Origin of the sequence: Ectobacillus antri (genome assembly GCF_003852715.1) — a bacterium.
Lineage (GTDB): Bacteria > Bacillota > Bacilli > Bacillales > Bacillaceae_G > Ectobacillus > Ectobacillus antri.
This window is the reverse complement of the sequence record NZ_RIAV01000009.1, coordinates 1-20,964: the sequence shown is the minus strand read 5'-3', so window position 1 is coordinate 20,964 and position 20,964 is coordinate 1. Positions and strand designations below refer to the sequence as shown.

Annotated in this window: 23 protein-coding genes and 1 pseudogene; 5 read left to right on the top strand and 19 right to left on the bottom strand. The window is 38.6% G+C overall.

Annotation, left to right across the window (positions count from 1 at the left end):
* Window positions 1–37 precede the first annotated feature (37 nt).
* From EEJ45_RS10245 to EEJ45_RS10175, 14 genes and pseudogenes are all read right to left on the bottom strand, one after another.
* Window positions 38–427 (bottom strand): annotated as a pseudogene (locus EEJ45_RS10245) (GNAT family N-acetyltransferase); the annotation flags it as partial.
* A 107-nt stretch (window positions 428–534) separates the two neighbouring features.
* Complete coding sequence (locus EEJ45_RS10240; RefSeq protein WP_124564718.1) at window positions 535–1,107, bottom strand: metal-dependent hydrolase; 573 nt, start codon at window positions 1,105–1,107, stop codon at window positions 535–537.
* Window positions 1,108–1,263: 156 nt separating this feature from the next.
* On the bottom strand, window positions 1,264–1,596 hold the full coding sequence (locus EEJ45_RS10235; protein ID WP_124564717.1) for a YrdB family protein: 333 nt from the start codon (window positions 1,594–1,596) through the stop codon (window positions 1,264–1,266).
* A gap of 431 nt (window positions 1,597–2,027) precedes the next feature.
* Entirely contained in the window at window positions 2,028–2,216 is a 189-nt protein-coding gene (locus EEJ45_RS19070) for an N-acetyltransferase (protein WP_124564716.1), read from the bottom strand.
* Window positions 2,203–2,490, bottom strand: a complete 288-nt coding sequence (locus EEJ45_RS10225; protein WP_124564715.1) for a hypothetical protein — start codon at window positions 2,488–2,490, stop codon at window positions 2,203–2,205. Before EEJ45_RS10225 ends, EEJ45_RS19070 begins: the two co-directional genes overlap by 14 nt.
* 659 nt (window positions 2,491–3,149) lie before the next feature.
* On the bottom strand, window positions 3,150–3,602 hold the full coding sequence (locus tag EEJ45_RS10215) for a VOC family protein (protein WP_124564714.1): 453 nt from the start codon (window positions 3,600–3,602) through the stop codon (window positions 3,150–3,152).
* A gap of 221 nt (window positions 3,603–3,823) precedes the next feature.
* Window positions 3,824–5,695: a molecular chaperone HtpG gene (gene htpG, locus EEJ45_RS10210; protein ID WP_124564713.1), complete on the bottom strand. Its 1,872-nt coding sequence runs from the start codon at window positions 5,693–5,695 to the stop codon at window positions 3,824–3,826.
* A gap of 99 nt (window positions 5,696–5,794) precedes the next feature.
* Window positions 5,795–6,922, bottom strand: a complete 1,128-nt coding sequence (locus tag EEJ45_RS10205; RefSeq protein ID WP_124564712.1) for an NAD(P)/FAD-dependent oxidoreductase — start codon at window positions 6,920–6,922, stop codon at window positions 5,795–5,797.
* A gap of 82 nt (window positions 6,923–7,004) precedes the next feature.
* Entirely contained in the window at window positions 7,005–7,679 is a 675-nt protein-coding gene (locus EEJ45_RS10200) for an ABC transporter ATP-binding protein (RefSeq protein ID WP_124564711.1), read from the bottom strand.
* Window positions 7,676–8,776: an ABC transporter permease gene (locus EEJ45_RS10195; protein ID WP_124564710.1), complete on the bottom strand. Its 1,101-nt coding sequence runs from the start codon at window positions 8,774–8,776 to the stop codon at window positions 7,676–7,678. Before EEJ45_RS10195 ends, EEJ45_RS10200 begins: the two co-directional genes overlap by 4 nt.
* Window positions 8,777–8,923: 147 nt before the next feature.
* A complete protein-coding gene (locus tag EEJ45_RS10190) occupies window positions 8,924–10,303 on the bottom strand; it encodes a sensor histidine kinase (RefSeq protein WP_124564709.1) in 1,380 nt (459 codons plus the stop codon).
* Window positions 10,300–10,977, bottom strand: coding sequence for a response regulator transcription factor (locus EEJ45_RS10185; RefSeq protein ID WP_124564708.1), 678 nt, complete (start codon window positions 10,975–10,977; stop codon window positions 10,300–10,302). The genes EEJ45_RS10190 and EEJ45_RS10185 overlap by 4 nt, the downstream gene beginning before the upstream one ends.
* A gap of 136 nt (window positions 10,978–11,113) precedes the next feature.
* Complete coding sequence (locus tag EEJ45_RS10180) at window positions 11,114–11,404, bottom strand: YxcD family protein (RefSeq protein ID WP_124564707.1); 291 nt, start codon at window positions 11,402–11,404, stop codon at window positions 11,114–11,116.
* Window positions 11,392–11,826 carry a hypothetical protein gene (locus EEJ45_RS10175; protein ID WP_124564706.1) on the bottom strand — a complete coding sequence of 145 codons (435 nt, stop codon included), beginning with the start codon at window positions 11,824–11,826 and terminating at the stop codon, window positions 11,392–11,394. The genes EEJ45_RS10180 and EEJ45_RS10175 overlap by 13 nt, the downstream gene beginning before the upstream one ends.
* A 300-nt stretch (window positions 11,827–12,126) precedes the next feature.
* Between EEJ45_RS10175 and EEJ45_RS10170 the strand changes: the two genes are divergently transcribed.
* Entirely contained in the window at window positions 12,127–12,888 is a 762-nt protein-coding gene (locus EEJ45_RS10170; protein WP_124564705.1) for a DUF1836 domain-containing protein, read from the top strand.
* Window positions 12,889–13,113: 225 nt separating this feature from the next.
* Here EEJ45_RS10170 and EEJ45_RS10165 read toward each other — a convergent pair whose 3' ends face one another.
* Window positions 13,114–13,905, bottom strand: coding sequence for an alpha/beta fold hydrolase (locus tag EEJ45_RS10165; RefSeq protein WP_124564704.1), 792 nt, complete (start codon window positions 13,903–13,905; stop codon window positions 13,114–13,116).
* Window positions 13,906–14,249: 344 nt separating this feature from the next.
* Between EEJ45_RS10165 and EEJ45_RS10160 the strand changes: the two genes are divergently transcribed.
* The gene (locus tag EEJ45_RS10160) at window positions 14,250–15,077 is read left to right on the top strand and encodes an oxidoreductase (protein ID WP_124564703.1); all 828 of its coding nucleotides are present in this window, start codon (window positions 14,250–14,252) and stop codon (window positions 15,075–15,077) included.
* 340 nt (window positions 15,078–15,417) lie between these two features.
* Window positions 15,418–15,738 carry a hypothetical protein gene (locus tag EEJ45_RS10155; protein ID WP_124564702.1) on the top strand — a complete coding sequence of 107 codons (321 nt, stop codon included), beginning with the start codon at window positions 15,418–15,420 and terminating at the stop codon, window positions 15,736–15,738.
* Window positions 15,739–15,746: 8 nt separating this feature from the next.
* On the opposite strand, the gene EEJ45_RS10150 is transcribed toward EEJ45_RS10155, so the two are convergent.
* Window positions 15,747–16,307, bottom strand: coding sequence for a mismatch-specific DNA-glycosylase (locus tag EEJ45_RS10150; protein ID WP_124564701.1), 561 nt, complete (start codon window positions 16,305–16,307; stop codon window positions 15,747–15,749).
* Between the two features lies 1 nt (window position 16,308).
* Window positions 16,309–16,494, bottom strand: a complete 186-nt coding sequence (locus tag EEJ45_RS10145; protein WP_124564700.1) for a hypothetical protein — start codon at window positions 16,492–16,494, stop codon at window positions 16,309–16,311.
* 516 nt (window positions 16,495–17,010) lie between these two features.
* Between EEJ45_RS10145 and EEJ45_RS10140 the strand changes: the two genes are divergently transcribed.
* Window positions 17,011–18,213 (top strand): MFS transporter, encoded by a 1,203-nt coding sequence (locus EEJ45_RS10140; RefSeq protein WP_124564699.1) that lies wholly within the window; start codon window positions 17,011–17,013, stop codon window positions 18,211–18,213.
* A 49-nt stretch (window positions 18,214–18,262) separates the two neighbouring features.
* Here EEJ45_RS10140 and EEJ45_RS10135 read toward each other — a convergent pair whose 3' ends face one another.
* On the bottom strand, window positions 18,263–20,185 hold the full coding sequence (locus EEJ45_RS10135) for an endonuclease MutS2 (RefSeq protein WP_124564698.1): 1,923 nt from the start codon (window positions 20,183–20,185) through the stop codon (window positions 18,263–18,265).
* A gap of 392 nt (window positions 20,186–20,577) precedes the next feature.
* On the opposite strand from EEJ45_RS10135, the gene EEJ45_RS10130 reads away from it, so the two are divergent.
* A complete protein-coding gene (locus EEJ45_RS10130) occupies window positions 20,578–20,829 on the top strand; it encodes a DNA alkylation repair protein (protein ID WP_124564813.1) in 252 nt (83 codons plus the stop codon).
* 50 nt (window positions 20,830–20,879) lie between these two features.
* Here the strand turns inward: EEJ45_RS10130 and EEJ45_RS10125 are convergent.
* On the bottom strand, window positions 20,880–20,964 hold an 85-nt coding region (locus EEJ45_RS10125; RefSeq protein ID WP_164464214.1), incomplete at its 5' end, for an IS3 family transposase.

Below are 20,964 nucleotides of genomic sequence, written 5' to 3'. Positions count from 1 at the left end.
AAGCAATTTAGCAGTTACAAGAATAAAAATAATGAGTTTACTTTATGATTACAGTGAACATCCCGGTCATATGAGGGGAATAATCTTTAAAATTATACTGTCCGTAAAAGCTATCTTTTCCTTCCGATGCGAATAATCCAACGAACGCCTTATCAGGGGCATTTTCTTTTAAATATGTGATCAACGCATTCATGATTTCCCCTCCAATCCCCTTTCCTTGATAGGCAGGATGCACCACTATGTCTTGAATATAAAAATAAATCGCCTTATCCCCAACAATTCTACCCATACCTATTATTTCATTACCGTCTTTAACTGTCACAGCGAAAACGGAATTTTTCAATGATATCTCTGCAACCTCGAAATTCATATGCTCTTGCCAGCCCACACTCGAGCATAGATATTGATATTCTTCTAAGGTTGGGACTTAATATAAAACTTCATACTGATTTTTCCTAACCCTTTATCCCCCTGAGCGAAAGCTGATCTGTTCATAACATAAATAGTAAAGAACTTTGTCTAGTAACGCAGGAATCATGACACACCTAGAAAATCGGTCAAGAGCGCTAATACCAAAAGAATGCTCATGACAGCACTAGCAATGACAGCACGTCTGCGTTTTTTTTCTTGTCCCCTTTGCAGGGCGGATCGCGTGTAAAAGATCATACCAATCAAGATAAGGATGAATTCTATTATCACACTTGTCACAGAAGATTCCCACAGGCCAAAACCAAGCAGAGGAAGATCTCCCATATTACCGGGTAAAATAGGTAAGTCTGCGCGATGCACAAGTAAGTCCAAAAACCAATGACTCAATACAACACCCGCCAGAAAAACAGCTCCTTGATTACCCCAAAATATTCTTGCTAATACCCATACAATTGCACTAATCAGCAAGGCGCCAATTAAAGAATGGGAATATTGGGCAAAGATCAACATTCCCCCATAACTTTTCTGTTGAACTTGTTCCATCCCTTCGATTCGGCTTAGTAATAGGGGGACAAAAATTATATCAATAAGCTGTGTTCCTACCATCAATGCCCAAAGCGGCACACGAGGAGCTTTTGCCTTCGCGGCCGCTGCAACACCAAAATGTCCTGCGAACATATGCTATCACGCTCTTTCTTTATTTTATATCTAGTTTATAATCCAGCCAGCCGCAAACAACTACAAAAAGAAATGTAAATATAATAAAATTCATTCTATTCACCCACGTTGTTAAAATGTAATAATCATGTAGCCCCGTCAACTTTTATATTCATGCTATTGTTTCCATACGTACATTAGTGTTCGATTGATTACAATCAATGCGGCCAAGAGAACTGCCAGCATCGTGCTGCCTGTTCTATATAGCAGTATTACAGCGGTCCCTAAGATTACAAGCTCAAGCAATACACGAGAACTTTCGGATAATCTTCTCTTCGCTCCTGGTGCACCAAATGTCGCCCAGATGAGAGCTGTAATCAGAGGGACACCTAAACTCAGCAACACCTTATGCATAAGTGTAGTTCCAACAACAAATCCCCAATATCCTATTGCCAACAGCGCACATACTTCTAAACAGAAACGCAAGGCTAAATTGATGTTCTTCATCATGTGTCCCCTTCCGTAGGTGTACACGCACCTTTAATGGATTTTACGAGAAGTCCTCATAATCGCTTTGTCCATAGCCGGTACAGGATTTTTTAGCAAGTTCCCGTGTCCTACTGCTAACACAGCAGGTTGACATCCACGTAACTTTTGTGCACTCTTTAGTGCTACTTCTTTATTCAAGGTCGCTAACGCTGGAAACGGAAAGGCGGCTCGCAGCTGTCCCGCAACACACATTGATACAATACATTACTTGTTTTATGTTGGAATCGTCAAATGTTTCCTTGTATAGAGCATATCCTATCGGGCTTCCTTGTGAGTCCCTCATGATAGCCGCTTTTTCCATCCGTTACGTTAAACCATTGCGTTTGCCATGGAGCAGCATGGTTATAGAATGATAAGAATTGTATTCGTCGCGGAAGGTCAACTTCGATTTGCTAAGACGTTGGTTGTGAGACAGGATATGAAATCTTCCCTTTTTGTCCCATATAATGTAAAATATCGGTTTTTTCGTACCCCAATGACGTATACAGTCCGATAGCTGCATGATTATCGGTGATCGCCTCCAGAATTGCGGTTTCTACAAGATTTTCCTGATAGATATCGAAGGCTTTATTTATCAGCATCTTTCCGATTCCTTTTTGTCGATAAGGGAGAGCTATGGCTGTGCCGACGTTCCAAACCTCCTAATTCTCTGATTCCGTTCAACAACAAGCCCACTGGCTTATTTCCGTTAAAAACAACTATGGATAAATCAGGTGATAATCCTTCTGACACAAAACGTTTAAGGAATTTCTCTGTTGTGGTTTCCATGTTTACAAAATATCCTTGAAATCCTAAGTTCCATGCCTCCACTACTTCATCTAAATGACAATTCGATAGTCTTTTTAAAGTAAACACACTAGGCCTCCTTAATAAAACCAATAGTAAAAACCAAAAAACTAACACCTTTAGTAAAATATATATCAATATTAGTTTAATTACAAGCACAAACTAATGAAATTAGTTTGTGGATACAGCAATACATATAAAATAGGCGACCTGTACAGGTCGCCTATTTTACACATACAAATTTACTTTTTCTCGTGTAGCTGTTCCCATTTCTTCCAACTAACAATCCCGTATTGAGGTTGCGGTGGATGTGGTCACATTGCTAATAATTCCAAGGAATGTCCGTCTGGATCTTTGAAATAAATAGACACGGCAGGCATAAATGAAAACACATACAACTCCTCGGGATTCTCTCCAAAAAAAATTCTCGGGCTGAATACCTTTCTTTCTTAGCCAATCTGCTGCTCGTTTTAACTCTTCAACGGATGTTTTAAATGCAAAATGTTGGCGTTGTATATCAGTTGATGGATAGTTTTCTCTTATACCTAACATTGCCTCACCTGGGTTACCAACCCAATAAAAAAATAAGATCGTCTTTTGTTATCATAAAATATACGTTCTAATCCCAAACCATTTTCATAAAATTCCACAGAAATATCTGCATTAGAAACATTAATATGTATTTCAAAAAGCCCGTTAATCACGTTAACTTCCCCTTCTTTTTGTCTCTATTTACTTCTAAACCACTGACTCAGGTGCATAGGTTCTAAATTAGGTTTTGCTTCTCCATCCAATAAGGTTATATATTCAAGTAGATTTCCATCCAAATCTTTGAAATAGTAACTAGCTGCCGGCATCCAAGGATGAACAATTGGTTCACTCGTATCTAATCCAAAATCAGGAACAAGTGAAATACCTCTTGCACGTAAATACGATGGAGATTGTAATAATTCATCATATGACACATAAAATGCAAAATGAGATTTAATAAAGCGCTCTTGAGATACTTCCCATATCCCTAATAGTTGCTCCTTTTTTGAAATATCACCTAAATAGAAAAAGGCTACCTTTCGCTCATATACTGCATAACTAAGCTCTAGTCCCAAGCTTTGATAAAATTCAATAGCTTTCTTCAAGTTTTTTGTATAGATATGTGTTTCATATAACTTAATGTTACGCACAACATACGCTCCTTTCTAATAAATATTGTTGTTATCTATTATAATTAAAGACATTCATATTAAAACACGTACTTGAGGATAATAAATTCTCCTACTTTAGTATGAGGACATAAATAAAAACACATTCATTTATTAAAAGTATTTAAGATAAACAAATGATACTCTTGATGTTCTCATTGAATTTAGCATAACAAAAGGCACGGATTTCTCCGCGCCTTTTATCACACCATCACTTTACAAATGTCATTCGTAAATTCTACCGGATCTTCAATTGGTAATCCCTCAATCAGCAATGCCTGATGATATAATAAGCTTGTATATAGCTGTAGCTTTTCTTTATCCTGAGCGAATGCATCTTGCAGCGATTGGAATACTTCATGATTGATATTAATTTCTAAAACTTTCTCTGCTTGAATATTTTCGTTATGCGGCATTGCCTTCAAGATTTTTTCCATCTCAATTGTAACTTCTCCTTCTGTAGAGAAGCAAACTGGATGTGTTTTTAAACGCTTTGATGGACGAACGTCTTTGACCTTGCCAGCAAGTAATTCTTTCATAGAGTCAAACAGCGCTTTTTGCTCTTCTGTTACGTCTTTGTTTTGCTCATTTGTTTCAATTCCTAAATCGCCGCTAGAAACAGATTTAAATTCCTTCTCTTTATACGTCATGAGCATTTTAATCGCAAATTCGTCCACTTCATCTGTAAAGTACAAAATTTCATACCCAGCTTCTGCAACAGCTTCCGTTTGTGGCATTTTCTCAATACGTTCATTGCTTTCACCAGATGCATAGTAGATGTATTTTTGACTTTCTGGCATACGCGATACATATTCGTCAAGGGTAACCATCTTTTTCTCTTTAGAAGAATAGAACAATAATAGATCCTGTAAGGTATCTTTGTTTGCACCGAAATCACTGTATACGCCATACTTCAATTGACGACCAAACGATTTGTAGAATGTTTCATACTTCTCTCTATCGTCACGGAGTAATGCCTGAAGTTGTGTTTTAATTTTGCTTTTGATATTTTTTGCGATGAGCTTCAATTGACGATCATGCTGTAGAATCTCCCTTGAAATATTCAATGATAGATCTTCAGAATCAACCATACCTTTTACGAAACTAAAGTAGTCTGGAAGCAAGTCTGAGCATTTTTCCATAATTAAAACGCCACTAGAATACAATTCAAGACCTTTTTCAAACTCTTTTGTGTAATAGTCAAACGGCATTTGTTCTGGAATAAACAAAATTGCATTGTAGCGAACTGCACCATCTACGCTGATATGGACGTGCTTTAGTGGTTTATCAAAGCCATAACGCTTTTCTGCATAAAAGTTCTCGTAATCTTCTGTTGTGAGCTCGCTTTTGTTTTTGCGCCAAATTGGTACCATGCTGTTGATGGTTTTCTCTTCTTGTACACTTTCAAATTCACCTTCGCTACCCTCTTTTGGCTTTGTTTCACTAACATCCATCTTAATTGGATAACGGATAAAATCAGAGTATTTCTTAATGATGGCACGCAGGCGATATTCTTCTAGATACTCATCATATGTTTCTTCTTCGATATTCTCTTTGATTTTTAAGATGATTTCTGTACCTCTAGTTTCTTTTTCGCATGGTTCAATTGTATAACCGTCTGCTCCCTCTGACTCCCACTTGTATGCTTGATCACTGTCAAATGCTTTTGTAATCACTGTCACCACATCTGCGACCATAAAGGCTGAATAGAAGCCAACGCCGAATTGACCGATGATATCATGACCATCTTTGCTCTCATTTTCTGTCTTGAAGGCAAGAGAACCGCTTTTCGCTATGATACCCAGGTTCGTTTCCAGTTCTTCCTTTGTCATTCCGATCCCTGTATCCGTAATAGTAAGTGTACGGTTCTCTTTGTTTGGTGTTACTTTTATGTAGTATTGACTTTGATCGAATGTGATGCTTTCATCTGTTAAAGCTTTATAGTACATTTTATCGATGGCATCGCTTGCGTTGGAAATCAACTCGCGCAGGAAAATCTCTTTTTGAGAATAAATGGAGTTAATCATCATTTCTAATAAGCGTTTAGATTCAGCTTGAAATTGCTTTTTTTCCATGATACAGTCCCCTTTCTATTTACAGTGTTAGCACTCTGTTTTTCAAAGTGCTAGCACTTATTTTATTACCATAGGAACTATAATCTGTCAAATGTTTAATTACAATTCAGGGGATTCAATCGCATGCGTTACATCATACAAACTAAGATCAATGTCCACTGGTTGATGTAAGGCAATCTTGGCGAGCTGCCAGCCGAGATAAGGGCCCATTGTTAAACCAGAAGCACCTAACCCATTTGCAATTAATAATCCGCTGTAGCCTGGCACACGTCCGATTACAGGTAAAAATCCAGGTGTGAACGGTCTGAAGCCGACCTTAACTTCAGTAAGTGTTGCATTAGAAAGTCCCGGTGCAACGGCAACTGCTTTACCAATTACTTCATTCACACCACCTACCGTGACGCGCAAATCCCAGTTGGGATGATCCTCATGGGTAGCACCTGCCACTATTTGTCCATTCTCAAAAGCCAGTAAATATTGATTATTTGGGGGCATCACAACAGGCCATTCTCCTGTGCTATTCTCTTCTAATTGAAGATGTGCAATTTGCGCTTTTTGGTGCGAAACAAGAAAATTTACTCCAAGGGGCGCCAATACTTCATTTGCCCAGGCACCTGCCGTTACCAACACCTCGTCAGCATCAAGCGTTTCTTCTTCTACCTTGACGCCCCTTATAAGTTGTTTATCATAAAGCAATGTTGCGCTACCGTATAGGACGGAAGCACCTGCTTTTTGAGCTGCCCTTATTAGTGCATCTCTTAAAGCACGTCCATTCACACGCGCGCCGCCGCTTACATGAACAGCAGCATATTCGGGTGCCAATACTGGAAACTTCGTCCCTGCTTCTTCAGGCGACAGTCTTGTAACCCTTCCTATCTCCGGTGCGTCTTCTAAACGTTTACGAGTACGCTCTTCTATCTTCTCTAATTTATCTGCGTCTGTGTGTAAACTGAGCGCACCGACTTTTTTATAACTTGTATCCATCTCACCCCAATGTGCAAGATCTCGTATAAGCGTTTCGTAATAAGCAGCTCCCTTCTTAACAAGTTGATACCAAGCTTGATTACGACGCTGTGACAACCAAGGGCAAATAATGCCGGCTGCAACCGCTGTTGCTTGTCCGGGGTCTTGTCGGTCAATTAATGTGACAGAGACGCCTTCTTTTGCAAGATGATAAGCAGCGGAAGCGCCTAAAATACCGCCGCCAATCACAATATAATTTTTCATAGCAAACACCTTTTTCGTATAATTTCTTTCTATTATATTGTACTTCATCTCACAAGATAAAATCATCTCTCGTTTGATACGATTAGTTATATAAAACACCATCTTTGATTGTCACAATGCGATCACATACATCTAACACTCGTTCGTCATGCGTGACCATCACAGCTGCTTTTCCTCTTGTTTTGACTTCTTGTGCCAACATCTCAACGATTTCTCGCCCTCGTTTTGAATCCAAACTTGCGGTTGGTTCGTCCGCCAAAATAACAGCTGGATCGTTCATAAAAGCACGAGCGATAGCCACACGTTGTCGTTCTCCTCCTGACAAGTGTTCAGGGTAATGTCGCATACGGTGTGCAAGCCCTAAACGTTCTAATAAAGTCTTTGCTTTTTCCTCCTCTTGTTTTCCCATGTTCTTTGCCAGTCTTGGTACAAGCAATAATTGATCCCATATATGCAGATACGGAACTAGATTCGCTGCTTGAAACACAAAACCAATATCGTGAATACGAACATCATGTAGCTCTTTGGAAGAAAGATTTGTAATATCACGTCCGTCAATTGCTATTGTTCCCCCTGAAGGTGTCAACAAGGCACCTGCAATGGATAAAAAGGTGCTTTTTCCAGAACCTGAAGGTCCCATTACCGCGACAAATTCTCCTTGTTTTACACGAAGTGAGACCTCCTGTAGTGCAGTGACTGCCGTTTCACCTTCCCCATATACTTTGCTAATGTTTTCAAGTACAAGTTTATCTTTCATACTTCCATCCTCCCAATCGCTTCAATAGCATCTATTTTTGCAATGCGGCGCAACGATAACAGAGCCCCACCTACCGCTACAGTGATGAGCAGTCCGGAATACTGAAGTAGCATGCTGCCGTTCAGCTCAAACGGTATACTAGCTGGAAGCAAGGCACTCGTTCCGAAAGTAAGAAGGATGCTCACGATTACAGCTCCACTTGCAAGTAAAAGAACCTGACCGATCAAATTTCTTGCTAAGTAAGATGTCTTGGCTCCTATTGCTTTTAATATGCCAAACTGATTTGTTTTTTGCAGTGTAATCACATAAAAGAATACCGCTTGTACAAATGCCGCAATAATGACAAGAAATGTGATCATCATGGTAAGTGAACCCTGTTCTTCCTTATAACCAGGAATACCGTGTGTTGCCTCTTCCTTTGTTATCACCTCTACATCTGAAATCTTGGTTTCCAATGTTTTCTTTATATCAGGAGTTCCTTCTATAACAATTGCATTATAAGAAGGTTTCGTTTGTTTTCCGGTAAGCTTCATTAAGTTTCGGAAACTTCCATTATCTGTATATAAGACAGGCATATGACTAAACAGCTGTCCTTTTGCAAATCCTACGACCTTAACTTTGATTTCACTATCCTCGTTTTGCAATATATCACCAATTTTAATTCCGTTTTCTTTTAGGGATATATCAGCAATGACCTCTTGTTTGCCAACCTGCCCCAAGCTTTTTCCTTCTGTGACTGTTGGCATAAGTATACTGTCTGCCTCTGTTCCAAAAACAGTAACATCTATTTTCTTGTTTTGTTTCTCTGTCGTTAGTGTTAGAGTCGCTTGTGTTAATGAGGCGGCTTGTTCCGCATGCTGCTGCACTTCCTCTAATAGAGTGGGTGGAAGTACAGATCTAGCAAGCTTTTGCTCTGCTTGTTTTTGCAGGAGTACATAATCTCCCTTCATATTTTTCATAGCAGATGCGTTATCTAGGGCAAGACCATTGGCCAATCCGGATACAATGAACGTCAGCCATGAGACAAGCAGCATAATACACCCAATTAGCAGATAGCGAAATTTCCCGTGCCTTAATTCTCGTATTGCTAAAAACATATCGTTCAACTCCATTTCCTTGTTTGTAGGTAACTTCTATGCAAGAACATGGTAAAAAAGGAACATGAACGCAATATGAACAACTGTTTACATTTGATGAAATCACTAAAAACGGGACAATACGACCTTGGCCGCTTTGTCCCGTTTTTAGCGTGGAAGTATAACTTGAAAGACAGTGCCTTTTCCTACTTCGCTTTGTACTGTAATCGTTCCTTTATGTAAATAGATGATTTTCTTCACAATGGAAAGACCTAGTCCACTTCCACTTTCTTTTCTTGTTCTAGCCTTATCTCCTTTATAATACCGATCAAATATATAAGGCATATCCTCTTCGTGGATTCCCTGCCCTGTATCTTGTATCGTTACTTGAATGGAATCTTTTTCTATCATACGGACCGATATGAGAATTGTACCACCAGGTTCTGTAAACTTAATGCTATTTTGAATAAGATTGAGCCAAACCTGATGCAAAAAGCGCTTGTCACCTTTTATATATGTAGATGGTAAATCCATCTCAATTCCCAATTCTTTTTCACGCCAGGACCAGGCGGTGGCATGAATGATTTGTTGAATTTGTTCTCTTATATCAAATGTCGTCCACTCCAATATATCGCGCTCTTTATCCAAGGAAGCTAAAAGAAGTAATTGCTTACTCATAACAGACATGCGCCTACTTTCTTCCTCTATAATGGAAGCATATTGTTTTCGTTCTTCTTCCGTCACATGTTCCGTACGTAGAGCGTGTGAAAAGCCTTGGATAGAAGTGAGCGGCGATTGAATTTCATGAGAAACATTTGCGACAAATTCTTGTCGCATCTCTTCTAAACGTTGTATGCTTTCTGTCATACGTTCAAATGACTTTGCCAATGTTCCAATTTCATCCTTCCGATCAACTGCAAGCTGTATATTATAATCACCTTGGGCAATTTTCGTTGTTGCTTTCGTTAAGATTTGAATAGGCCTTACAATATATCGTGTTCCAATGAATATAAACAGCACTGTCAAAACTAAACTTAATAAAAGTAATTGCGCAAAAAAGATGCGCATCTCTCCGAATTGTAATTCTACATCCGGACGAATGAACAAGGCATACTTGTTGCCATCTATCTGAAATGGAACACCGATAGTATTAAGTAATTCATCATCAAAAAAGCCAGTAATGAACAACCTCTTTGGAAAATTCTTGATACCATGATACACTTTTCCGTCTAATACAGTTGCAACAACAGTATGTGGCAGGTATTTTGTTTTAAACGCATTACCATAGTAAGCATCTCGTCCCTGTTCATTTGTGATATAAATTTGATAACCTGAGTGAGCGACAGTTTCCATATAGTCAGATAGTGCAACACTGGGAAGCGTAGTAACGAACGCTGCAGTCTCTTGGGCAATTTTCGTAATTTTTTTGTCATTGAACGGTTTTAAATAAACTTGGTAATACGCGTTTGTTAGAAAAAAAGCGAGTAAACTGCTACTAATTAAAATACAAATAGCCGTTAGTACAAAGCGAATATATAATGTCTTCAAAAGGCCTTCACCTCTAATTTATAGCCTACTCCCCGAACGGTGGAGATGATAAACGCATGTGTCCGATTAGAAAAGCGTTCCCGTAAACGTTTCACATGTACATCGACGGTACGAGCATCTCCTTCGAAATCTATTCCCCAAATCAAATCAATTAACTGCTCACGTGTGAACGTGCGCCCTGGGTGACTTGCAAGTTGTGCCAAAAGCTCAAATTCCTTGAGTGGCAATAAGATCGTACTACCTCCACATCGTACTTCATAACTTCTTCGATCAATTAACGTATCGCCAACTGTAATGATATCTGCATGTACAAGTTGATAGCGCCGCAACAATGCTTTTACCCGAAACAACAACTCTTTTGGCTCGAAGGGCTTCACCAAATAATCGTCTGTTCCTGCCAAAAACCCGCGCTCTTTATCGAGGAGTTGTTCTTTTGCCGACAAAATGATGACTGGTATATCATAATGCCTTCGAATTTCTTCACATAACTCATACCCATTTTTATAAGGCATCATAATATCAACAATAGCTAAATGAATTGTTTCCGTTTCTAAGAGGTGTGAAGCAACAGCACCATCTTCCGCTTCTAATAAAAGGTAGCCTTCTTGCTGCAAATAATGACGCAGTAGCGTACGAATATGTATATCATCATCCGCAATCAATATATGTATCATCAGTTTCACTCCCTATTTCATTCATGCTACTATTAGCATGTCCTTTACAAAGATAGCACACTATTGTTATGGTATAACATCTTTATGAATACAAGATGAACAAAACCATACAAAAAAAGAAGAGCATATGCTCTTCTTAAAATGTCGCAATGGCGATAATACCCTCGTCCTCATCAAGCTTCAGTTGCAAACGAGCCGCAAATGGGTCTAACCCACGTTCTTCTAACCATAAACGAAGTGCTTCGATTAAATTCGCTTTAATTAAAATTTGTGTGCGGCCGTTTACTTCCACCTCGGCTGAAAATCCATATTCATCGTCATACATCAGTTCAGCTAAAACATCTGTAGGCGCTACCTGTCTTTTATCTGCAATATACACGCATAGCGCATTGATAATTTCTTGCTCAGAAATTTTTACCGTTTCCATGCTTCACGCTCTTTCTGACGTTTTTTCTTGTACGCTTTAAATAGCTTGGCTGTAATCATAATGATACCTACAAATAACATCATATTTATCATAAATGCTAAGACTGTTCCAATTGGACCAAGTCCTGCAAATAAACTACCTAACAATAAGCCACCAAGGCCACCAAGTAACAAACCTTTGGCGAAGCTTCCCGCTTTGCTTTTCGGTTTAGTTGTAGCCGATGGAGTTGGCTTAGAAGGTGTTGTTTGCTTAATATTCGAGTTTTGATTTTTATTGGTCGGAACTGTTTGATTTTGGCTGGGTGTAAAGGATCGTTTTCCTGATTTATAGCCCTTTGCTGCAGCATAATCTACTGTTGTGAAACTAAGAGTCGCAAAGGTAAGTGCAAACGCTGTAATCATTGCCATTATTTTGTTACGCATGTGAATGTTCTCCTTATGATGTATTTAGCTTGTACACCTTAAAACAAGAAAAATTTCCAAATAACAACTTGCTTTAAGTTCCTATGAACCTATTATATGAACTTACAAAAGAGAAATCAAGTATAATTTGCTATATTCATATCTACTTTTCATATGACCTTAATCATCACTACTTGCATGAGTGTATCTGTTAATAATACACTTCAGTTTTTCATTATCTTTTGTATATCACAATTGACTTTCGGCTGTACGCAAACTATGATAAGTTCATAAGAACTTAAAAGAAATGGAGAAACGTTTATGATTACCTTTCTTCTCACTAGAAAAGAAATGGCAAACTTACTGTTGTCATTAAAAGGCTGGCACGAAAAACAACCATTGACGATTATGCAAGAAGCCTGGCGTCGGACACATAAAGAAGAAACAATCAATTCTCTTCTAGCGGGGGCTACATTATCTCCTGTATTAGAAAAAATCATGCGAACAAAAGAACAGGACATTGGTTTTTCATTGACAGAAATCTCAGCGCTTGGTAACCAAATTGAAAATACAAACTTTTCCCTTACTGCATTACAAAATTGGGTAAAGCGTGATGTAAAAGAAATGATTAGTACACCACAACGTGGTAAAAAATACGCACTGGAGCAAGTGGCACTCTTATTTATAGTCGAGGATTTAAAAACTGCTCTTGATTTTGAATCAATTCGTAAATTGCTTCAATTAATTGTCAATGATCCAGATAACAGAGATGATGATTTAATTAATCCTATTTTTCTGTACGAAGCATACTCATCTTTGTTTGAAGAGCTTACACATAACGATAAGGTGTATATAGAAACAGACAAAAGTACCATTGCATGTATTGAAGAGACGATTAAAGCTAAAGCAGCAGAACTTGCTATGTCTTTTCCAAATACAACTGAAACACAGCGCGAGGCAATTCGGAATGTGATTATCATTGCTACTTTATCTGTTCATACTGCTTATTTTCAAATGATGGCCAAGCGTTATTTATCTGCCACCCTTTTTCTGCAAAATATGCAACTTTCCCATGATAGATAAAAACACACCGCATCTGGTGTGTTTTTATCTACGATTTACTTGTCTCCATACACGCGCCAAACCATCGGTTACTGTATCAATAATACCTGGATCGCAAAAATAATCCGCATGCGACAAGGGATTCTAACTTGTTAAGAGTTTTCCCGTATTAACGGGTTTGTCCGCTGTGAAAGCAGGCTTGTAGCCGTATAGGCCATCATATCCCCCTTATCATAAACAGTCTTTTCATTGCGCACGCTTCCATTGCTTCGGTTGTTGAATGAACCGAAGTGATATTTCATTGAAGCGATCTGGTTGATCAATATTACACACATGACCAGCACCTTCAATGCAAACCAGACTCACATCTTGTTGTCTTTGTACAAGCGCTTTCACAGGTGCGCGGAATAAATAGTCTTCTTCTCCCATTACAAAAAGTGTAGGAATGCCGAAAAAGTCTGTTTGTAGCTTTTTTAAAAATGGCTGCACGGCTTTTGTCAGTGAAAACCACCGAATAAACTCCTTTTGACACATCTTGGCTGCTTGCCTAACAAAAGCATGCCTTGATTCTGTGTGACTTCGCTTTGGCATAATAATCCACGCAAATAAGCGATATAACCACATATAAGGTATAATATACTTACCAACATGACCTACTGAAAGCAAGAAACTCGTACGGAAATTTAGCGTGACGACCGCTCCTCCTAAAACCATAGAGCGGATGCGCTCTGGGTACTTATGTGCCATCGTTTGAATGACAATTGTTCCAAGAGAAATACCAACAAAGTGCGCACTTTTAATATGTAGGTGATTCAACACTTGTATCACCTCATCAGCTACCTGCACAAACGTATCTCCTTTTTTCCAACTACCTTTTTGCGATTTACCGTGACCTCTTAAATCTATTAATAATACATTAAAGTATTTTTTAAACTCTTTCACCTGCTTATACCAAATGGACGAACTGCCGCCTGCTCCATGAATAAATACGACCCAAGGGCTGTGCTGTTCTGTTGTGTAAGTTCTATAATATAGCATTCATATCCCCCGCTCTCATACGTTGCATGTATCTATTATTCTACATGTTTTAGTAGGGAAGTTCTAGTGAAAATAAGATATGATATATATTATAAATACAAAGGTGTTGTTAAAGTTTGTTGTTGATTTCCGTTGGGATGGGTCGCTTTCCGTGGGCGATCAGGGAGCCTCCTCAGCGCTATGCGCCTGCCGGGTCTCCCTTTGACTTGCTTCTTAACCCTTTCTTCCAATCAACAAGTGCCACTAGCAGTATCAGGTTTTAACACAGCCAATAGAAAAGCGTTCTTTTATTTACATTTCAATTAAACTGCATAGTTAGAAAGAAAACGAATGGGGGCAAACGGATGGATCAAAAGGTTGCGATTGTAACTGGAGCTTCAAGTGGGTTTGGTTTTTTGGCTGCGTTAGAATTAGCCAAAAAAGGATTTCATGTTATTGCAACAGTGAGAACTATAGAAAAAGGCGCTGCGCTTTTAGAGCAGGCTAGCTTACAAAATGTTGAGATTGTTCTCTACGAATTGGACGTGGCCTGTGAGACATCTTTAAAACAGTGGGAATCTTATGTAAGACAGCTACACCGAGTAGATGTACTTGTAAACAATGCTGGGTTTGCTATGGGAGGCTTTACAGAAGAGATATCCATCGCTTCTTATAAAAAACAATTCGAAACCAATTTCTTTGGTGCTATTTCTGTCACACAAGCTGTGCTGCCACTAATGAGAAAAAGACAGAGTGGCTATATTATCAATATGAGCAGTATCAGTGGACTCATTGGTTTTCCTGGTTTATCCCCCTATGTTGCGTCCAAGCACGCTTTAGAGGGTTGGAGTGAAAGCTTGCGTTTGGAGCTTAGGCCATTTGGTATTCACGTTGTCTTAATAGAACCCGGGTCTTTTCAAACCAATATTTGGTCTTCAGGTCGTGAAGTTTCACCTTCACAGCCAGATTCACCGTATTATACGTACATGCAACGATTGGAGCAACACATTTCTGCAGGAAGTTCGTCACTTGGAAATCCTTTAGAAGTCGCACAAAAAATTATACGTATTATAGAAACAACAGATCCGTCCTTACGTTATGCAGTAGGAAAAGGTGTTTCTCTGACGATATGGATAAAAAAGATACTACCTTGGCGCATATGGGAAAAACTCGTCTACCGTCAATTGAAATAAGGAAATTTCCCGTTTATTATTATTTCCTCGGCAAGCGCAAAGTCTGATAAAAGCAGACAAATTCCATGAATTATTTTTACATATTATGTATCTATTCGTCATATACTGCGTACAAACTAGAAAAACTCTGCACAATTTACGCTGGTGAGCTGCTTCCGTCAAGACCTGACCCTGTTCCGTGCGTAAGTTTGTCAGAGATGTAACTACATTATAGCTCCGTTATTCTGATTTGCCGATAACACATTCTTGGCAAGTGAACCTGTATTTTCCTTGTCATTTGAATTTTTAGAAACACTCGCGTTATAATAACAAAGAGTTTGATACATAAAGGAGAATTTCTATGGCGAAAATCCGCGTTTACCAACCAAAAGAAGAACACTTTGAAAGTATTAAAGAGATTATTGATGTGCAAGAAGAAAATCCTTCACCTGAGTTACTTGCAACAATGTACAATTGTGTACTAGAAACAGAGGAATTGACAATTCCCCCTGCGTATATGGAGGAAGATATTTTAATTGACTCTGTTGAAGGGATGCTCAATGCTTCTCCAAACAAAACAAAACATTTAGGCGCTTATGATGTAATTGCTGTTACAACAAAAGAAAAGCGTTTTAAAATTTTGCTTTTAGAAGATGAAGAATACGAGATTATTTCCGAATAAAGGGGGGCTTATTGCCACCCTTTTTCTTTTAGGAAATCATGTAGCCTTCTGAACATCGCAAGTCTTTCATCTCTAGAAAAGCTAGCATTAGCACCACTTGTAGATGGAATTACAAACACATAACACCCTTCCCATGATTCATTTCCAAAAAATAAACCGTTTTGTATACCAAGTTTTATCTTCTCTTTCTTTTTTCCTGTTGCATGTCGAAAAGCGGTGATGCCGTTAAAACAAATCACTTTGGGTTTGTACGTGATAACAAGAAGCTGAAATTCAATTGCACCCATCTTGTAATCTTGCGTGTGTAAATCGCCGGATGATCTAGTTGGGCGAGCTACCAGATCTGTAATACCGTAATTCCAGCGAAGGAGCTGTGCTGTTTCCTCGGGCTTGAGTTGATACGGAGTAAGTCCACCTTCAAACAGCCCACGCCAAAATAAATTTGCCTGATTTGCGTAATGATATCCTTCGGTAGCTGAAATACGCCCAGGGTTAATGCCACAAAACAATACGGTAATATTGGGTTTAATATAAGTAGGTAACCATTTTTCTTCAAAGGCTTCTTTCATTTTATCCTCTTTCTTTATCTTCTTTTTTAATCAATTTTTGTACAGCAGATCTTGGATCCCAACAATTGAATACATAGTCCGGTTTCGTTTCGTATTGCAATCTGGTACAGATGTATCCAATATTTGTTGATTTCACTACAGCAAAATGCACACAAGTTGCACAGCAATGAAAACGGTTCTTTTTCATAGAATCCCCCTATATAAGATAAAACCCACATTTGCGAGTTTTATTGCACATTTGTTCGACTCACATTTTCTTTTTTGATAAGTTGTCCTCTTGTGACACCAAGCTGATTAGTCGCCTTTAATGAGCGCCATACACTACTGCCTTTGGATAGTCCGTTGTAAATTCAAAATCTGCGTAAATATAATCAATATCTGTTAAAGAGGCTGCTTCAATTTGTTCCATTCCGCTTTAGATGGTATATAGGTTCGTCCTTCTAGACATTCCCCATTCCCTACAGGCGCTAATAATTCTACTGTATGTCTTGTGATTCGTTTCACCATTTTCCATACTTCCTTGCTTGTAAGTACGTCCACATACAGTATACACGGAATAAAACCATAATAATCGAAAAAATCTCATATTTTCATAATATTCTTGACACCTTTGTGATGGACAGTTTAAATTGATATGATGGTTTCTTTTTTATTTCATTAAGTAATTAATACATCATATAAACTAAAAGGCAGAGGACATCTTATGTGGAAAAATAAAAACGTTTGGATTATCTTAATGGGTGAATTTATTGCAGGTATTGGTTTATGGCTAGGCATTATCGGTAATTTAGAGTTTATGCAGCGACATATTCCGTCAGACTTCAAGAAATCTTTAATTATGTTTGCAGGATTGTTGGCAGGCGTTATGGTTGGCCCGCTAGCTGGAAGATTAATTGACCAAGCTTCTAAGAAAAAGATTTTATTATACGCAGGATTTGGACGCGTAGTAAGTGTTGTATTTATGTTTCTTGCCCTGCACTTTGATAATGTTTGGTACATGGTATTCTTCATGGTTGCGATTCAAATTTCAGCTGCTTTTTACTTTCCGGCTTTGCAAGCAGTCATTCCTCTTGTCGTACGTGATCAAGATCTCTTACAAATGAATGGTATGCACATGAATGTCGCCACGATTGCTAGAATTGCAGGGACTTCCATTGGGGGCGTTTTGCTTGTTGTGTTAAGTCTTGAGTATATGTATGGCTTTTCTATGCTAGCATATGCGCTTTTATTTGCTTCGACATATTTGTTAGAATTTCAAGATACGCCTGTACAGCCCTCCAAAAATGCAACCAATCAAAAAGCAGGATTTACTGAGGTATTTCGCATTTTAAAAGAAGTTCCTGTTGCATTTAATACATTAGTTCTCAACATTATTCCCCTTTTGTTTATCGGTGGATTTAACTTAATGGTGATTAACATTAGCGAAATGCAGAAAGATCCGGCAATCAAAGGTTTGTTATATACTGTGGAAGGTGTTGCATTTATGTTAGGTGCTTTTTTTGTTAAATATGCGTCTAAACGGACTTCTCCGCAGCGTTTGATGTATACGTACAGTTTTATTATTGCATTTGCACATCTTTCATTATTTTTTAGCAATATCAAATGGATGTCACTTGTCTCCTTTACAATTTTTGGTCTTGGTGTAGGTGGATTTTTCCCGGTTGCTTCAACTGTTTTCCAAACTAAAATTGCAAAAACCTACCACGGACGCTTGTTTTCTTTTCGCAATATGTTTGAGCGCGTGATGTTTCAGGTCGTCTTACTGGCTACAGGCTTATTTTTAGACACAATCGGTCTGCAGTATATGGTGCTAATCTTCGGTCTAGTTTCCCTTCTGATTTTATTTTTACTACTATCTAGACCAAAAGCTATGTCTTTGGAAACAAAAGAATCTCAATCCTCTTAACGGAACCTTTCATACAATCTAACAAAAAAACCCGCAGTTGCGGGTTTTTTTATTCTTCTTTTCTTTCAATTGTTAAGCCGTCCACATGGCGTTTTTCCATTATACGCTGTTTTTTACGATTCTCCTTTGTATCAAAAATAATCGCAAAGTCGTAATCTTCCGGATATAATTCAGCAGCAGCAATGTACAACTTTAGCCGCTTATGATTATACATTCGCTTTTCACCCTTGACCTGTACAACATAATTACCTGTATCATCCGGACCTTGATAAACAATTCCAAACTCGCCTGTCTCGGTAATTTGCACATTATCACCTATGACAAATGTTGGTACATGAATTTGCTTTTCTTTTCCTTCACGATGTCGTTTGATATATCGGTTCGTTGCTAATTGTTTATCCATTTCTTTTTTGGCAGAAGTCTCTGCGACTGTTTCATATTCTTTCTCTTCTTTATACGTAATCATATGTGCCGCTGTGATCAGCTTTGGATGCATACCAAGACGCAATGCAATTGCAAATGCCTGACTGTCCCCACCCTTTCCGATTAGTAGTCGATACGTAGGACGTAATGTTTGTAAATCAAACTCCATAGAACCGTTAATAAAGCCTTCCTGCTGATTTGCAAAATCTTTAATTTCACTATAATGCGTCGTTGCAAGCAAGGTAGCTCCTTTTTTGTACAGCTCCTGTAAAATTACTGTTGCGAGACCCATTCCTTCGCCAGGGTCTGTTCCTGAACCCAGCTCATCAAGTAATACAAGGCTTCGATCGTTTGTTTGCTTTAAAATTTGAATAATATTGACAATGCGTGAACTGAATGTACTTAAGTTTTGCTCAATGCTCTGCCCATCACCAATATCTACCCAAATATGTTGAAAAACAGCAATATGACTTCCTTCTTCAACAGGAACATGTAAACCACATTGCACCATTAGTGTTAATAAACCGACCGTTTTAATTGTCACCGTTTTACCACCGGTATTAGGTCCTGTAATAACTAAGGCATGATAGTTTTCTCCCATTTCAACGGTAAGGGGTACAGCTTTCTCACCTAGTAAAGGATGACGAGCCGATTTCAAAGAAATATAATGAGATTCGTTCACTTCTACACTACGTCCTCCAATTGCACGGCTATATTTGGCTTTGGCAAACAGTACATCGTAATGCACCATCGTTTCTACAGCCAAGTGGATAGAAGGTTCTTGTTCTTCTACAAGCCCTGTCAAATAGCTCAAAATACGTTGACATTCTATTTCCTCTTCCACACGTAATAAAAGCAGTTGCTCCTGCCCACGCGTTAATTCATCTGGCTCTATATATAAAGTAGAGCCAGATGCAGATACATCAAGGACTGCTCCACTCACTTTACCTTTGTGTTCTTTTTTGAGCGCAAGTACATAGCGTCCATCTCGCTCACTCACAATGCTTTCTTGTAAGTACGTTTTGTATTTCTTGAGAAGTTGTTGGATTTTTTCTTTCAAACGTTCTTCATGGGTTCGTATTTGTTTTCGAACCTTTTCAAGAGATTTACTCGCGTAATCATCTACCATCCCATTCCGAATACAACGATAGATCTCCTCGGCTAAATGTGGTAACTCCTCAATGCCATACACGTAAGATGCTACACGCGGTGCAATGGGTACCTTGTCTTCCATAAAACGCTTCAGTTTACGACAGCAATCTAAGAAATCGTATAATCCCACTAATTGATCTGGACGAAGAGATATCCCTTTGTTCAAGCTTTTCAGTAAATAATCCATCCCGTTTAAACCATGAATTGGTACGCTAGTGCTTTTTTCTAAGATGCGTTTCGCTTCGGTTATCTCATCTAGCAACGCACGAATTTGTTTTAAGTTTGTGTGGGGATCCAAGGCACGCACCTGCGCCTTACCCAAATCAGTTATGGCATAATGAGCTACTTCTTCTTTAATGTGATGTAAACCTAAGACCGTAAATGTGTCTGTATTCAATGTTTGTTCCTCCTTTTTTATAAAAAAAGCGCAATGAACTTAGTTCATTGCGCAGATACACTTGTGCCTATACAAAAAGGCTGTGCGAAAGCGCACAGCCGAAAAGGACACAATGGTTCGGATGCTATGACTATCGTTCTTAACTATCAATCGCAGGCATAGCTAAATAAACCTAATCTTGTCGTTTTTTTCAAGATAGGTAAGCTTGCAATTGACCGTATGAAATTACGGTTAGTTAAGAACGGCACCTAACATATACATAGTCTCCCTTACATGTTTATAATGTAATTCTCTTTTAGTATATCGCATTTGTATTTTTTTGCAATAGGTGTACATATCTCTTCTGTATAAGAATTCCCATTTATGTCAAGCTAAAAACAGGAGGTGATATCATAGAACCTTTACTTTGTCCGTCCTGTAAGACAAACCGAACGCGTTTTAATTTAATTGCGCAGCAAGTAAAACAAGTAAAACAAGTAAAACTCAATCCGCAATCCGGCAGCGTGGAACAGGAATTTGCTGAAGATGCAGGACCTTTTCATATGTCCTATCAAGGGCCAGATTATCGTGTACAATGTGCTGTGTGCGGATTGAACGAAAATATGGATATGTTTGTTAAAATGGCACAATTTCACAAACAATGAAAAAAGCGCCCAAAAATTGAACTGGCCCCCAAAAGTTAGACACGGGTGTGTCAGGCAGCCTCTTGGGCATGAGCCCGGTATTGAACCGGGCTCATGCCCTTTAATTTTGCCTTGATCCGTTTATGGTTGTAGTAG

Bases quoted from the DNA above. Each gene is read 5' to 3' on its own strand.
- EEJ45_RS10185 (WP_124564708.1), bottom strand. From the start codon at position 10,977: ATGATACATATATTGATTGCGGATGATGATATACATATTCGTACGCTA.
- EEJ45_RS10235 (WP_124564717.1), bottom strand. From the start codon at position 1,596: ATGATGAAGAACATCAATTTAGCCTTGCGTTTCTGTTTAGAAGTATGT.
- EEJ45_RS10155 (WP_124564702.1), top strand. From the start codon at position 15,418: ATGGCGAAAATCCGCGTTTACCAACCAAAAGAAGAACACTTTGAAAGT.
- EEJ45_RS10180 (WP_124564707.1), bottom strand. From the start codon at position 11,404: ATGGAAACGGTAAAAATTTCTGAGCAAGAAATTATCAATGCGCTATGC.
- EEJ45_RS19070 (WP_124564716.1), bottom strand. From the start codon at position 2,216: ATGCTGATAAATAAAGCCTTCGATATCTATCAGGAAAATCTTGTAGAA.
- EEJ45_RS10175 (WP_124564706.1), bottom strand. From the start codon at position 11,826: ATGCGTAACAAAATAATGGCAATGATTACAGCGTTTGCACTTACCTTT.
- EEJ45_RS10240 (WP_124564718.1), bottom strand. From the start codon at position 1,107: ATGTTCGCAGGACATTTTGGTGTTGCAGCGGCCGCGAAGGCAAAAGCT.
- EEJ45_RS10160 (WP_124564703.1), top strand. From the start codon at position 14,250: ATGGATCAAAAGGTTGCGATTGTAACTGGAGCTTCAAGTGGGTTTGGT.
- EEJ45_RS10140 (WP_124564699.1), top strand. From the start codon at position 17,011: ATGTGGAAAAATAAAAACGTTTGGATTATCTTAATGGGTGAATTTATT.
- EEJ45_RS10200 (WP_124564711.1), bottom strand. From the start codon at position 7,679: ATGAAAGATAAACTTGTACTTGAAAACATTAGCAAAGTATATGGGGAA.
- EEJ45_RS10165 (WP_124564704.1), bottom strand. From the start codon at position 13,905: ATGCTATATTATAGAACTTACACAACAGAACAGCACAGCCCTTGGGTC.
- htpG (WP_124564713.1), bottom strand. From the start codon at position 5,695: ATGGAAAAAAAGCAATTTCAAGCTGAATCTAAACGCTTATTAGAAATG.
- EEJ45_RS10170 (WP_124564705.1), top strand. From the start codon at position 12,127: ATGATTACCTTTCTTCTCACTAGAAAAGAAATGGCAAACTTACTGTTG.
- EEJ45_RS10145 (WP_124564700.1), bottom strand. From the start codon at position 16,494: ATGAAAAAGAACCGTTTTCATTGCTGTGCAACTTGTGTGCATTTTGCT.
- EEJ45_RS10205 (WP_124564712.1), bottom strand. From the start codon at position 6,922: ATGAAAAATTATATTGTGATTGGCGGCGGTATTTTAGGCGCTTCCGCT.
- EEJ45_RS10195 (WP_124564710.1), bottom strand. From the start codon at position 8,776: ATGTTTTTAGCAATACGAGAATTAAGGCACGGGAAATTTCGCTATCTG.
- EEJ45_RS10150 (WP_124564701.1), bottom strand. From the start codon at position 16,307: ATGAAAGAAGCCTTTGAAGAAAAATGGTTACCTACTTATATTAAACCC.